Source organism: Frigoribacterium sp. RIT-PI-h (assembly GCF_001297205.1).
In the GTDB taxonomy this organism is placed as follows: domain Bacteria; phylum Actinomycetota; class Actinomycetes; order Actinomycetales; family Microbacteriaceae; genus Frigoribacterium.
Map to the genome: position 1 here is coordinate 1 of NZ_LHOZ01000044.1, position 13,318 is coordinate 13,318.

The following is a 13,318-nucleotide window of genomic DNA, read 5'->3' on the forward strand; positions in this document are numbered from 1 at the left end:
AGCCCGCCCCCGGAACTGGGGGCGGGCTTCACTTTTGTGGGCTTCGGCTTCACTTGCGGCTTCACCTATACCCTTACTTCCGTGCACCCCCTCGGATTCGAACCGAGAACCCACTGATTAAGAGTCAGTTGCTCTGCCAATTGAGCTAGAGGTGCGAGCTGCGGCGCGTGCCGCAACGAGGAATGACTCTAGCATGAGTTCTGACCCCCTCAGAACCACCGGCGCCGTCGTGGCGCCCGCAGATCGGAGCACCATGCCCACGAAGCTCGAGAAGGGCGCTGCCGCGCCCACGTTCACCCTCGACGACGAGAACGGTTCGCCCGTCTCGCTCGCCGACTACTCGGGGCAGAAGGTCATCGTGTACTTCTACCCGGCGGCGTCGACGCCGGGCTGCACGACCGAGGCCTGCGACTTCCGCGACAACATCAACTCGTTGAAGTCGTCGGGTTACCAGGTGCTGGGCGTCTCGAAGGACGAGCCCGCCGCTCTGCAGAAGTTCAAGGACGAGCAGGGGCTGAACTTCCCGCTGCTGAGCGACCCCGAGCTGACGGTGCACCAGGCGTACGGCGCCTACGGCGAGAAGAACAACTACGGGCGCATCGTGACGGGCACGATCCGGTCGACGTTCGTGGTCGACGAGCAGGGCGCGGTCGAGCTGCCGCTGTACAACGTGAAGGCGACGGGGCACGTGGCGTCGCTCCGCAAGAAGCTCGGCCTCGACTGACACCGGTCGTCGACGCGAGCGCCGGAGGCGCGGTGCCGGTCCTCGAGACCGGCACCGCGCCTCCTGCGTGTCGCCTCGCCCCTCGGGGCGGGTCGGTCGCGGTCAGTAGACGTGCGGCTCTTGGTCGCGCGCCGAGGGGGCGGCGACGACGGACGGCACGAGCAACAGGACCACGACGGCGACGGCCGGCACGAGGAGCGCGAGGCCGATGGTCGGGTTCGCGAAGACGCCCTGCAGGCTGCCGATGCCGACCGCGAACTGCAGCACCTGCCAGACGATCGCCGCCCCCCTGATCCAGGCTCGGCCCCGCAGGGCGCCGAGCACGATCGCTCCGAGCCACGCCGTCGCCAACAGGGTCAGCACGACGATCGCGACGGCCGAGGGATACGAGTCGGGGCGGGCCACGCGCAGCTCGACGAGCAGGAACACGGCCGTCGCGGCGACGAGCAGGAACTCCGCCGCGAGCAGGACGATCACGACCCAGAGCAGGGCGGGTCGACGGGTCTCGGCAGACCGACCGGTCTCGTCTCGGGGGCCGTCAGAGCCTGCTGTGGTCACGTGTGAGCCTCCGAAAAATCCTTGATTTGGCCGTACCAGTATGCGACCATATTCGAGGTCGAAGTGACGCGTACATTGCGGTGCGCGCCTCCCGCATTCTTCTCTTTCCCCATCCCGAACCAGGCGCTTCGTCGTGCCTGGTTCTGCACTTTTAAGGAGTACCCATCGATGGATTGGCGCGACAAAGCCGCTTGCCTGCAGGCTGACCCGGAGCTCTTCTTCCCCGTCGGCAACACGGGTCCCGCCGTCGACCAGATCGACAAGGCCAAGGCCGTCTGCGGGCGCTGCACCGTCACCGAGACCTGCTTGCAGTACGCGCTCGAGACGTCGCAGGACTCCGGCGTCTGGGGCGGTCTGAGCGAGGACGAGCGTCGTGCGCTGAAGCGTCGCGCCGCCCGCGCCCGCCGCGCCAGCTGACCCAACGTCGACCGCCCTCGGCGATCGACCTCCGGCCCTCACGGCCGATGACGAAGCCCGGCACCTGATCACAGGTGCCGGGCTTCGTCGCGTCCTGGGCCGCGCGCGGGCTCAGGGCTGGGTGAGCCAGCGGAACGGGATCTCGATGGTGACCTCGGTGCCGTTGCCGACGAGGGTGTGCCAGTCGATGGTGCCGCCGAGCTCACCCTGGATCAGGGTGCGGACGATCTGGGTGCCGAGGCCCGAGCCGACCTTGCCCTCGGGCAGCCCGACGCCGTTGTCGCGCACCTTGACCGTGAGCTCTTCGGCCCGGCGGTCGGCGACGATCTCGACCTCGCCGTCGCGGCCGTCGAGACCGTGCTCGACGGCGTTCGTCACGAGCTCGGTCAGCGCGAGGGCCAGGGGCGTCGCGTACTCGCTCGGCAGGGCGCCGAAGCTGCCCGTCATGGTGGGGCGGACCGTCGTGTTGTGGCTCGACGCGACCTCGGCGATGAGCATCAGCACCCGGTCGAAGACGGTGTCGAAGTCGACGTTCTGACTGAGCCCCTCGGACAGCGTGTCGTGGACGACCGCGATCGACTGCACGCGGCGCATGGCCTGGGTCAGAGCCTCGCGGGCGACGTCGGTGCGGGTGCGTCGCGCCTGGATGCGCAACAGCGAGGCGACCGTCTGCAGGTTGTTCTTGACCCGGTGGTGGATCTCGCGGATCGTGGCGTCCTTGGTGATCAGCTCGCGCTCCTGGTGACGCAGCTCGGTCACGTCGCGGCAGAGCACGATCGCCCCGACGCGCTCACCGCGATCGCGCAGCGGGATCGCCCTCAACGACACCGTGACCCCCCGCGCCTCGATGTCGGTGCGCCAGGGCGCCCGACCCGTGACGACCAGCGGTAGGGACTCGTCGATCACGAGCTTGCCCGCGAGTAGCCCGGTGGTGACCTCGGCCAGCGACTCGCCCTCGAGCTCGCCGGCGAACCCCATGCGGTTGAAGGCCGACAGGCCGTTGGGGCTCGCGAAGGTCACCATGCCGTCGACGTCGAGACGGAGCAGCCCGTCGGAGGCGCGGGGTGCGCCTCGTCGCGGACCCGTCGGAGCCCCGAGGTCGGGGAAGTCGCCGGCGGCGATCATGGCGAAGAGGTCGTTGGAGCACTGGTTGAAGGTCAGCTCTTGGCGGCTGGGGGTGCGGGCCTCGCTGAGGTTCGTGTGCCGGGTGATGATCGCGATCGGTGCGTCGGTGACGTCGGGTCGGCTGGCCCCGAGGCGACGGAGCACGGGCACGGCCCGGACGCGCGTCGGCGTCTCTTCGTACCAGTCGGGCGCGGCCGAGTCGACGATGCGGGTCGTCGTGAAGGCTTGCTCGATCTGCTCGCGCCACTCGGGGCGCACCTCTTGTCCGACGAAGTCCCGGTAGAACAACGTGGCCGAGCTCGACGGCCGCGCGTGGGCGACGGCGACGAAGCTGCCGGCCTGCGTGGGCACCCAGAGGACGATGTCGGCGAACGCGAGGTCCGCGAGCAGCTGCCAGTCCCCCACCAGCAGGTGCAGCCACTCGACGTCCACCTCGCTCGAGAGGCCCTGGGCGAGAACGAGATCACTGAGCGTCGACACCCGTTCAGTCTAGGTCGACGACCCGTCCGGAGGCGTCGGTCGCCTCCGAGCAGGACCGCATGCCCGCCGATTCTCCACAGACCGTCGAGTCGGTCTGGTTTTGCCATTCCACATGTCATATCTTCTAGTCATGCCCGGACGCACGTGAACAGGAAGACTGCCCATGCCCTCGAACACCCACGCCCTCGCCCTCGCCGAGCCCCTCGAGCCCCTCGGGCCCACGGCGTCGCCTCGGCCGCACCTGAGACCCGTCCCGCCACTCTGCGACCCGGGCCCGGCCGTGCCGGCCGGCCCGATGTCGACCCCCTCACCCGGCGATCGACCGTCCGGTGCCACGTCTCACGTGCGGCCCGTCCCACCGGTAGGCACCCAGCACGAGTCACCCTTCCCGGATGATCCGGACCTGCTCGTCGAGAACCTGGTGCGCTGCGTCGTCGAGATCCTGGCCGGGGCACGCGAGCTCGACCAGGTCTCCCGATGGGTCACCGAAGACGTCTACCGCACCCTGCACAAGCGCGTCGTCCTCGCGGCCAGGGCCCGGTCGGCCCACGGCACTCGAACGCAGCGTCCGGTCTTCACGAGCGGCAGCATCCGGGCGAGCCCGCCCGCCGACGGGGTGATCGAATCGGTCGTCGTCCTGCACGGGCGCGGTCGCAGTCGAGCGGTCGCCGTCCGACTCGAGACCTACGACAGCCGGTGGCGAGCGGCCGCCGTGCACGTGCTCTGACGGTCGACCGAGACGCCGACGACAGACGACGCGCCCCCGAGCCGAGCTCGGGGGCGCGTCGTCTGTCGATCGGACGAGCCGATCGGCGGCTCTTCTTGCCGGCCGCCCGACGCTCGGCCCGGTTGACCGGAGCCTCGCCGCCACCGGTCTTCTGACCGAAGGCGCCGACCTTGCCGTCGTCCGCCTGACGTGCCGACGGGCCACCGGACGCCCGTGCCGCGGCGATCTCGGGCGACTCGGAGCGCTCGGCCTCGTCCTGCGCCTTCTGCGCCTTGGCGGTCGCACCCTTCTCGAGCTGACCGCGCTGGTTGCGCACCTCGACCTCACCGTCGATGTTGGGAGCCGAGTAGGCCAGCTGCGCCTGCGGCTGCTTCTCGGCCTCGAGACCCTTGGCCGCGATGACGGGAGCCTCGGTGGCACCGACCTGGCCCTGGACCTCGACCTCGAGGTTGAAGAGGAACCCGACGGTCTCTTCGCGGATCTGCCCCATCATGCTCTGGAACAACGCGTACCCCTCGCGCTGGTACTCGACGAGCGGATCGCGCTGGGCCATGGCCCGCAGACCGATGCCGTCCTTCAGGTAGTCCATCTCGTAGAGGTGGTCGCGCCAACGACGGTCGATGACCGACAGCACGACTCGACGCTCGAGCTCGCGCATGGCGGGCTCGCCGAGGGTCTCGGTACGCGCCTCGTAGGCGACCTTGGCGTCGGAGAGGATCTCTTGCCCGAGGAACGCCCGGGTCGCCTTGCCCTTGGAGCCGGCCTCGGTGATGACCTCGTCGATGGTGATCGAGATCGGGTACAGGGTGCCGAGTTCGGTCCAGAGGGCGTCGAGGTCCCAGTCGTCGGGGCTGCCGTCACCCGTGTGCTGGTCGATCACCTCGTTGACGACGTCCTCGAGGAACTTCTGGCTGCGGTCCTTCAGGTCGTCGCCTTCGAGGATGTGTCGGCGGTCACCGTAGATGGCCTCGCGCTGACGGTTGAGGACGTCGTCGTACTTGAGGACGTTCTTGCGGATCTCGGCGTTGCGCGACTCGACCTGCGACTGCGCCGAGCGGATGGCCCGCCCGACGATCTTGTTCTCGATCGCGAGGTCGTCCGGCACGTTGCCGCGACCCATGAGCGACTCGGCGGCGCCCGAGTTGAACAGACGCATCAGGTCGTCGGTCAACGACAGGTAGAACCGGCTCTCACCGGGGTCGCCCTGACGACCCGAACGACCGCGCAGCTGGTTGTCGATGCGACGGGACTCGTGACGTTCGGTGCCGAGGACGTACAACCCGCCCGCCTCGATGACCTTCTCGGCCTCTTCTTGCACGGCGGCCTTCTGGGCGGCGAAGACGTCGTCCCACGCGGCCTCGTACTCGTCGGGGGTGTCCACCGGGCTGAGCCCCTTGGCGTTCATCTCGGCGACGGCGAGGAACTCGGCGTTGCCGCCGAGCATGATGTCGGTCCCGCGACCGGCCATGTTGGTGGCGACGGTCACGGCGCCGGCACGACCGGCCTGGGCCACGATGGCGGCCTCTCGGGCGTGGTTCTTGGCGTTGAGCACCTCGTGCTTGACGCCCTTCTTGGCGAGCAGTCGGGAGAGGTACTCGCTCTTCTCGACACTGGTCGTACCGACCAGCACGGGCTGGCCCTTCTCGTGCCGTTCGACGATGTCTTCCACGACCTGGTCGAACTTGCTCGTCTCGTTCTTGTAGACGAGGTCGGTCTGGTCGATGCGCTGCATCGGCCGGTTGGTCGGGATGGGCACGACGCCGAGCTTGTAGGTGCTCATGAACTCGGCGGCCTCGGTCTCGGCCGTACCGGTCATGCCGGAGAGCTTCTTGTAGAGGCGGAAGTAGTTCTGCAGCGTGACCGTCGCGAGGGTCTGGTTCTCGGCCTTGACCGACACGCCCTCTTTCGCCTCGATGGCCTGGTGGATGCCCTCGTTGTAGCGGCGGCCGCTGAGGATGCGACCGGTGTGCTCGTCGACGATCAACACCTCGCCGTTGATGACGACGTAGTCCTTGTCGCGTTTGAAGAGCGCGTCGGCCTTGATGGCGTTGTTGAGGAACGAGATGAGCGGGGTGTTGGCCGACTCGTACAGGTTGTCGATGCCGAGGTAGTCCTCGACCTTCTCGATGCCGGGCTCGAGGACGCCCACGGTGCGCTTCTTCTCGTCGACCTCGTAGTCGGTGCCCGAGACGAGACGCCGAGCGATGGTGGCGAACTCGGTGAACCAGCGGTTGGCCTCGCCCGACGACGGGCCCGAGATGATGAGCGGCGTGCGGGCCTCGTCGATGAGGATCGAGTCGACCTCGTCGACGATCGCGAAGAAGTGGCCCCGCTGCACCATGTCCTGCGCCTGCCAGGCCATGTTGTCGCGGAGGTAGTCGAAGCCGAACTCGTTGTTCGTGCCGTAGGTGATGTCGGCGGCGTACATCTCGCGACGCTCGGCCGGGGTCTGACCCGACAGGATGCAGCCGGTGGTCATGCCGAGCGCCCGGAACACGCGCCCCATCAGCTCGGACTGGTAGCTCGCGAGGAAGTCGTTGACCGTGATGACGTGCACGCCCCGGGAGGCGATGGCGTTCAGGTACGCCGCCGTGGTGGCGACGAGGGTCTTGCCCTCACCGGTCTTCATCTCGGCGATGTTGCCGAGGTGCAACGCCGCGCCACCCATGAGCTGCACGTCGAAGTGCCGAAGCCCCAGGGTGCGCTTCGACGCCTCACGGACGGCGGCGAAGGCCTCGGGCAACAGGTCGTCGAGCGATTCACCCGAGGCGTAGCGCTCGCGCAGCTCGACGGTCTCGTTGCGCAGCTCGTCGTCGGTGAGGGTCGTGAAGTCGTCCTCGAGCTCGTTGACCGCCTTGGCGTAGGCCTTCAGCTTGCGCAGCGTGCGGCCCTCGCCGACGCGGAGGACCTTCTCGAGGACGTTGGCCACTGGTGTGCTCCCATGTGTTCGGTCGAACCCGCGGAACGCTCCGCGGTCTCGCTGAGGTGATCCGCATCGGAGCACCGAGGTGTCGACGGTCCGTCCTGGACCGGCCCACGATCTTAGCAAGCGTAGTGGCCGACCCCCTGGGAGGCGGCAGGGACGTGCCCGCGCCTCCCGGGGTGTCGGCCACCGACGACCCGGGGGTCAGCTCACCAGGCCTGCCCGCAGCGCCGTCGCGGTCTCCTGCAGGTCGGGCGAGTCCTGGTCGAGCCCGATCACGCCGTAGTCCCAGCCCTTGCGCCGGTACACGACGCTCGGGCGCTCGGTCTCGGCGTCGATGAAGAGGTAGAAGTCGTGACCGACGAGCTCCATGTAGTAGAGCGCGTCGTCGACGGACATGGGTGTCGACGCGAAGACCTTCTCGCGGATGACCACGGGGCAGTACTCCTCTTCGAGCTCGTCGGCGGGGGCCTCGTCGCCCACCACCGTCACGGCACCGGTGCGGACCTGGTCGAGCGTCTCGGCCGCGGCGGGCGTGACGCCGACACCGCTGAAGTCGGCCGTGGCGGCCTCGCGCAGCGACGTCGGTCGGTGTTGCCCGCGATGGATCTTCTGCCGGTCCTTCGCCCGGCGCACCCGTTCGAGGAGGCGGCCGATCGCGAGATCGAACGCCGCGTACTTGTCGGCGGCCGTGGACTCGGCCCGCACGAGGGGGCCGGGGCCGATCAGGGTGATCTCGACCCGGTCGTCGCCCGCCTGCCCGCCGGACTTCTCGTGGTGCCGCGAGACCTTGACCTCGAGGGCCAGGGCCTTCGTGGCCAGCGCGGCGACCTTGTCTGCCTTCTCGGTGGCGTACTCGCGGAAACGATCGGTGATGCCGACGTTTCGACCCGTGACGGAAATTTCCATGACGACCTCCTGTGGCTATCGACGTGCCGCCTGTCAGCCAGGCGGATGTCCTTTCACGCCTTTCGCCCCACCGTAGCGACCCGGACACCCCCGTGTCACGCACCGTTCACCGTTCGCTCAGGGGCGGTCGGCGCCCGCCCGCAACGGGGTGGCGGCGAGACAGGCCGCACCGACCACGACAGCGCCCCGGGCGGTCAGCGCACGCCGCGCCTCCTGCAGGGTGCCACCTGTCGTCACGACGTCGTCGACCAGGACGACCCGCGACCCCCGGAGGTCGCGGGTGGCACGCAGGCTGCCCTCGCGTCCCCTGAGACGCTGCTGCCGGTCGCGGCCCTTCGGGCCGCCGCCGGCCCGCGCCGTCGGCCCGAGCACCCGCGTGCCGACCACGAGCCCGCGCCGGCGCAGCATCGGGTCGCCCGGGTCGTACCCCCGCCGACCCCGCCCCCGTCGCGACCGCGGCCCCGGCACGACGAGCAGCGCCCGTTCGCCCGGGCCCCCGTCCACGGCGGACGCCCCCTCGGGCGCCCCGTGACGGGCACAGGACTCGAGGGCGGCGGCGGGGGCCGGGGCGAGCCCCTCGGCCAGGCGCACCCGACCGCCGTTCTTGAAGGCCAGCACGACACCCCGCGCCTCGAAGGCGTAGACGAGCCCGGCGAAGACCGGGAGCCCGTCGGACAGGTCGACCCGGACGACCTCGGGGACGAGCCGACGTCGGCAGTCGTCGCACAGCCCGACGTCGGGCTCGTGGCATCCCGCGCACGAGACGGGTGACACGACGGACAGCGCCTCGCGGACGGCACTCGCGAGGGCGCCCCGGGCGGGGACGCCCGATCGGGGAGGAGGGGGCGGGGGCATCCCGACGGCGGGGCCCCGCCTGGACACGCGCGCCGCGCCTCCGCCGTCCGAAGGGGACGGTCAGGCCACCTTCCGCCCTGGGGAGGAGGCGACCCCGGGGCGTCAGCGCTGGGTCGCCACCAGATCCGCCGTCAACCCCGTGGCCTGCCAACTGCTGCCCCGGGGTTCGAGCACGTCGCCGTCGGCACCCAACAGCAGCAGGCGGTCGAAACCGTTTCCGCCGCCGACCGCGACCGCCCCGCCCGACGGACGGCCGGCGCCCGACGAGCCCCCGCCGACCTCGGACATCGTCACCCGCGACGCCTCGCCCACGGAGGTCAGGACGGCGACGGTCAGTTGATCGGCCCAGGTCGCGTCGACGGGTGCACCGTCCGGAGCCGACAACTCGAGGGGCTGCCCCAGCCGGAGGGGGACCCCGTCGGCGTCCCGCACGACGGCGGCCACGAGGAGGCGCGACTCGCCCTGGTCGTCGAGCAACAGGAGCGCGCGGGTGCCGTCGCGCGAGATGCGGAACGTCGTGACGCTCGGACCCGCCGGCAGCGACGTCGCCACCACGTGGGGCGTGCCGTCGAGCGCGTACGCCGTGAGGCTCGACGGGTCGTCGGCGACGACCGACCAGACGAAGCCCGCGTCGTCGAGCGAGGGGGCGACGAGTCCGGTCCGGGCGTCGACCAGGCGGGCTCCGCCCGAGGCCGTGACGGCGTACGTGCCCGACGAGGTGCCGACGGCGGCACTCGTCTGGTCTGCCGACAGCTCGACCGACCGGGGCCGGAGGGTCTCGACCGCGTCCGAGAGCCCCGGGAGCTGGCTCGTGGCGCTCGTCGTGGCGAAACCGAGCACGCCGTCGGTCAGCACGAGGGGCCGGGCGTCGACCGCGGGGTCACGCACGGGCGCGGGCTGCTGCATGGCCGGCACGGACAGAGGGGCACCCTCGACGCTGAGCTCGACGGCGGTCACGGTCGCGAGGGTCGAGAAGCTCGCCAGCAGCTGTGCCTGCATCCGGGCCCGGGCGTCGGGCGTCGCCTCGAGGGCGTCGGCGGTGAGGTCGACGCGGGCCGTCCCGTCGTCCACGGTGATGGCCGTCAGCGACAGCTGTGTCCCCTCGGGGAAGGCCGAGACGACGGCGCCCTGCAGCCAGTCCGACGGCCCGTCGAGCAGCGCCGTCGCGAGGCGCGTGCTCGTCGACGACCGCGCGAGGAACCAGCGTTCGTCCGGCACGAGATAGGTGAACGTGGGGTCGTAGAAGTACGCGGCGTGCGACCGGAAGACCGAGTCGAAGGTGGCCGGCGAGAGGATGATGCCGTCGGGGGCGTCGCTGATGCGCCACTCGCCGCCCTCACGGACGAACGAGAACGCCAGGGACGTCGTCGTGGACGACGTGGCGGGGGTGTAGTGCCCCGCCGAGTCGACCGTCGCCGAGCCCACGAAGGCGTAGTCGAGCGTCGACCCGCCGACCCTCGAGGTCGAGCCGACCCCGGGGCGGATGGTGACGCTGGCCCGTGGCTCCCACTCGTCGGCGAAGCCGGCACTGAGGAACTGACGCGCCACCCCGTAGTTGTCCTGGGACCCGGTGCCCGCCGAGAGGAAGTCCCGCAGCAGCCTTTCTTGCGAGCTGCCGGCGACCGGACCGTTGGGCCGGAACACCAAGTCGCTCACCACGTCGTCGCTGACGGTGTCGCCCCGCTGCACCTGACCGCCGCCGGGGATGCCCACGCACCCGGTCAGGGCGATCGCGGCGACCACGAGGGTCGCCAGGACCGCCGTGCGACGGCCCCACGGGTGGTTCCGTCGCCGTTCAGTCATCGTCGGTCCCTCTCTCCGACGACGATGACGACGGTGTCGACGACGACGGGGTCGACGCGCCCGGCGCCTCGACGGCCGGGACCGAATCCGACCACGGTTCGCCGGTCACCGGGACGGTCGTCTCGCCCCGACGGTCCGGCGGCACGACCGGCAGGGGCGATCCCTCGATGCGACCGCCGGCCACCCGGGGCAGGGTGACGACGAACCGACTGCCCGAGCCCGGCTCGGACCAGACCTCGAGCCGGCCGCCGTGCAGGGCCGCGTCCTCGAGGCTGATCGCCAGGCCCAGCCCGGTGCCCCCGATGGGGCGCTTGCGGGAGGGGGCGGCCCGCCAGAACCGGTCGAACACCCGCGCGGCGTCGGCAGGGCTCATGCCCACGCCGTTGTCGCGCACGGCGACCGCGACGGCCGTCGCGTCACTGTCGACCTCGACCTCGATCGGCCGCCCCTCGCCGTGCTCGATGGCGTTGCCCAGCAGGTTGCGCAGGATGCGGCGCAGCCGTCGCGGGTCGATCTCGGCCTCGAAGTAGCCGCCCCGGGCGACGACCGACACGACGCTGCCCGATTCGGCGGCCAGGGGACCGAACTCGTCCACGCCGTCCTCGACGAGGCGCACGACCGTGACGGGCTCGGTCTCGAGCTCGACGGCACCCGCGTCGAACCGCGAGATCTCGAGCAGGTCGGCGAGCAACAACTCGAACCGGTCGACCTGGGTGTGCAGCAGCTCGGCCGTCCGGGCGGCCGAGGGCGTGAACGACGTGCGCTGGTCGTAGAGCACGTCACCGGCCAGCCGGATCGTGGTCAGCGGCGTGCGCAGCTCGTGCGAGACGTCGCTCACGAAGCGTTGTTGGACGCGCGAGAGCTCGGCCAGGTGCGAGATCTGGCGCTGCATGGCGTCGGCCATCCCGTTGAAGGAGCGCCCGAGCGTGGCGACGACGTCCTGCCCCTTCTCGGGGATGCGTTCTTCGAGGTGGCCGGCCGCGATCTTCTGACTGGTCTCGGCCGCCGTGCGGATGGGTCCCACGACCAGACGGACGACGAGGTAGGTGATCGCGCCGATCAAGAGCACGAGCGCGAGCGAGCCGATGCCGAGCGTCCGCTGCATCAGGTCGAGCGTGGCCTGCGCGTCGCTGAGGTCGTAGACGAGGTAGAGCTCGTACTGGCCCGCGGTGGGCACCTGCAGGGTCGAACCGACCGCGATGCCGGGCGAGCCGCCGCCCAGCGACGTCGGGGGCAGCGACACCGACTGCATCGACAGGCGTCCGTCGTCCGCGGCCACCGCCTCGCGGAGGGCCGGCGAGATCACGGAGTCCGGGAAGTCGGGGCTGGCGATGTTCTGGATGGTCTGCGGACTGTTCTGCCCCGGTGTCCGGAGGATCGCGATGCTCGTCCCGCCCGGGCTCGAGGTCGAGCCCAGGATGGCGGTCTGCGCCTCGTTCTGCAGCGCGTCGAGCTCGACCTGGTTGGCGTCCTCGGTGGCGGTGGCCGAGTCGAAGATGTTCTGTGCCAGCAGCGTCGCCCGCACGCTCTCGGCCTCGACCTGCTCACGGCGTTGGTCGTAGAGGCTCGTGCCGATGGTCACCGAGATGAGCGTGCCGATCACGGTCACGGCGACGGTAGACAGCACCACCGTCAGCGCGACGGTGCGGAACGACAGCGACGATCGCCAGAAGCCGACCACCCGGGTGGGCCACGTGCGCCACGCCGGTGCCCGCCACGACCACGGACCGCCCGACCGGACGGGCCCGCCCTCGTCGGGCCCCGCGACCGCCGACACGAGCGCCACCCGACCGGGCTACGAACCCGCGCCGGCGCGGTACCCGACGCCGCGGACGGTCGTGACGATGCGGGGCGCGTCGGGATCGTGCTCCACCTTCGCGCGCAGCCGCTGCACGTGGACGTTCACCAGACGGGTGTCGGCCTTGTAGTGGTAGCCCCACACCTGCTCGAGCAACATCTCGCGGGTGAAGACCTGCTGCGGCTTCGAGGCGAGCGCGAGCAACAGTTCGAACTCGAGCGGGGTCAGGGCGATCGGCGTGTCACCGCGTCGTACCTCGTGTGCCGCGACGTCGAGGCGTAGGTCGCCCACGGTGAGGACGTCGTTGGTCGGCTCGGTGGCCGGGCGCAGCCGGGTGCGGATGCGCGCGACGAGCTCTTTCGGGTTGAACGGCTTGACGACGTAGTCGTCGGCCCCGCTCTCGAGACCGCGGACCACGTCGGCCGTGTCGCCCTTCGCGGTCAGCATGATGATCGGCACACCGCTCTCGGCACGGATGAGACGGCAGACCTCGATGCCGTCGAGGCCGGGCAGCATCAGGTCGAGGAGGACGAGGTCGGGTGAGGCCTCGTGGAAAGCCTCGAGGGCGCCCGCGCCGTCGCCGCAGAAGTGGGGGTCGAACTCGTCGGCGCGAAGGACGATGCCGATCATCTCGGCGAGCGCCGGGTCGTCGTCGACCACGAGGATGCGCGGGTTCATGTTCTCCGTCTGGGCTGGGCCGCTCGGGAGGCGGCACGTCAGGACAGATTAGTGCAGGAGGCGCGCATCGGCTGGCAGCGCCCGGTCCGGTGTGGAAACATGAACACCCCCGTGAGGACGACCTCACGGTCAGGACGACCAGGGGGACCATGACCGATCCGAACGCCTGGAGCACACCGGGAGGCGACACCCCCCCGCCGCGCTGGGGCGAGCGCGTCGACCCGTCGTCCGCCGGCCCCGTCCCCGCCGGGCCCTCGCCCGTCCCCGGGGCGTCCCGGGGCGGTGCCCCCCCCGGGCCGCCCCCCCGGCCCCGCCCCCCCC

At 70.7% G+C, this 13,318-nt stretch carries 10 protein-coding genes, 1 tRNA gene and 1 pseudogene; 3 read left to right on the forward strand and 9 right to left on the reverse strand.

Features of this window, described 5'->3' with window-relative positions; genetic code table 11:
• Positions 1–82: 82 nt before the first annotated feature.
• Positions 83–155, reverse strand: a tRNA-Lys gene (locus AEQ27_RS03780).
• Positions 156–253: 98 nt separating this feature from the next.
• On the opposite strand from AEQ27_RS03780, the gene bcp reads away from it, so the two are divergent.
• Positions 254–724, forward strand: a complete 471-nt coding sequence (bcp, locus tag AEQ27_RS03785) for a thioredoxin-dependent thiol peroxidase (protein ID WP_054145456.1) — start codon at positions 254–256, stop codon at positions 722–724.
• A 102-nt stretch (positions 725–826) separates the two neighbouring features.
• Here the strand turns inward: bcp and AEQ27_RS03790 are convergent, their stop codons facing one another.
• The gene (locus AEQ27_RS03790) at positions 827–1,282 is read right to left on the reverse strand and encodes a hypothetical protein (RefSeq protein ID WP_054145457.1); all 456 of its coding nucleotides are present in this window, start codon (positions 1,280–1,282) and stop codon (positions 827–829) included.
• 168 nt (positions 1,283–1,450) lie between these two features.
• Between AEQ27_RS03790 and AEQ27_RS03795 the strand changes: the two genes are divergently transcribed.
• On the forward strand, positions 1,451–1,699 hold the full coding sequence (locus AEQ27_RS03795; protein WP_043594001.1) for a WhiB family transcriptional regulator: 249 nt from the start codon (positions 1,451–1,453) through the stop codon (positions 1,697–1,699).
• A 111-nt stretch (positions 1,700–1,810) separates the two neighbouring features.
• Here the strand turns inward: AEQ27_RS03795 and AEQ27_RS03800 are convergent, their stop codons facing one another.
• Positions 1,811–3,304 carry a sensor histidine kinase gene (locus tag AEQ27_RS03800; RefSeq protein WP_043594002.1) on the reverse strand — a complete coding sequence of 498 codons (1,494 nt, stop codon included), beginning with the start codon at positions 3,302–3,304 and terminating at the stop codon, positions 1,811–1,813.
• A gap of 295 nt (positions 3,305–3,599) precedes the next feature.
• On the opposite strand from AEQ27_RS03800, the pseudogene AEQ27_RS18245 reads away from it, so the two are divergent.
• A pseudogene (locus AEQ27_RS18245) lies at positions 3,600–3,968 on the forward strand (Rv3235 family protein); the annotation flags it as partial.
• Here the strand turns inward: AEQ27_RS18245 and secA are convergent.
• From secA to mtrA, 6 genes are all read right to left on the reverse strand, one after another.
• Positions 3,880–6,960 (reverse strand): preprotein translocase subunit SecA, encoded by a 3,081-nt coding sequence (gene secA / locus AEQ27_RS03810; RefSeq protein WP_369813583.1) that lies wholly within the window; start codon positions 6,958–6,960, stop codon positions 3,880–3,882. The pseudogene AEQ27_RS18245 and the gene secA sit on opposite strands and share 89 nt — an antisense overlap.
• 198 nt (positions 6,961–7,158) lie before the next feature.
• Positions 7,159–7,863, reverse strand: coding sequence for a ribosome hibernation-promoting factor, HPF/YfiA family (gene hpf / locus AEQ27_RS03815; protein ID WP_054145458.1), 705 nt, complete (start codon positions 7,861–7,863; stop codon positions 7,159–7,161).
• A gap of 117 nt (positions 7,864–7,980) precedes the next feature.
• The gene (locus AEQ27_RS03820) at positions 7,981–8,718 is read right to left on the reverse strand and encodes a phosphoribosyltransferase family protein (protein WP_054145459.1); all 738 of its coding nucleotides are present in this window, start codon (positions 8,716–8,718) and stop codon (positions 7,981–7,983) included.
• Between the two features lie 102 nt (positions 8,719–8,820).
• Positions 8,821–10,521, reverse strand: a complete 1,701-nt coding sequence (locus AEQ27_RS03825; protein ID WP_054145460.1) for an LpqB family beta-propeller domain-containing protein — start codon at positions 10,519–10,521, stop codon at positions 8,821–8,823.
• Positions 10,514–12,307: an MtrAB system histidine kinase MtrB gene (gene mtrB / locus AEQ27_RS03830; protein ID WP_235450966.1), complete on the reverse strand. Its 1,794-nt coding sequence runs from the start codon at positions 12,305–12,307 to the stop codon at positions 10,514–10,516. Before mtrB ends, AEQ27_RS03825 begins: the two co-directional genes overlap by 8 nt.
• Positions 12,308–12,316: 9 nt before the next feature.
• Positions 12,317–12,997, reverse strand: coding sequence for an MtrAB system response regulator MtrA (gene mtrA, locus AEQ27_RS03835; protein ID WP_043594311.1), 681 nt, complete (start codon positions 12,995–12,997; stop codon positions 12,317–12,319).
• Positions 12,998–13,318 lie beyond the last annotated feature (321 nt).

Excerpts from the sequence above, each read along its gene's own strand:
- bcp (WP_054145456.1), top strand. The coding sequence starts at position 254 with ATGCCCACGAAGCTCGAGAAGGGCGCTGCCGCGCCCACGTTCACCCTC.
- AEQ27_RS03795 (WP_043594001.1), top strand. The coding sequence starts at position 1,451 with ATGGATTGGCGCGACAAAGCCGCTTGCCTGCAGGCTGACCCGGAGCTC.
- hpf (WP_054145458.1), bottom strand. The coding sequence starts at position 7,863 with ATGGAAATTTCCGTCACGGGTCGAAACGTCGGCATCACCGATCGTTTC.
- AEQ27_RS03820 (WP_054145459.1), bottom strand. The coding sequence starts at position 8,718 with ATGCCCCCGCCCCCTCCTCCCCGATCGGGCGTCCCCGCCCGGGGCGCC.
- AEQ27_RS03825 (WP_054145460.1), bottom strand. The coding sequence starts at position 10,521 with ATGACTGAACGGCGACGGAACCACCCGTGGGGCCGTCGCACGGCGGTC.
- mtrA (WP_043594311.1), bottom strand. The coding sequence starts at position 12,997 with ATGAACCCGCGCATCCTCGTGGTCGACGACGACCCGGCGCTCGCCGAG.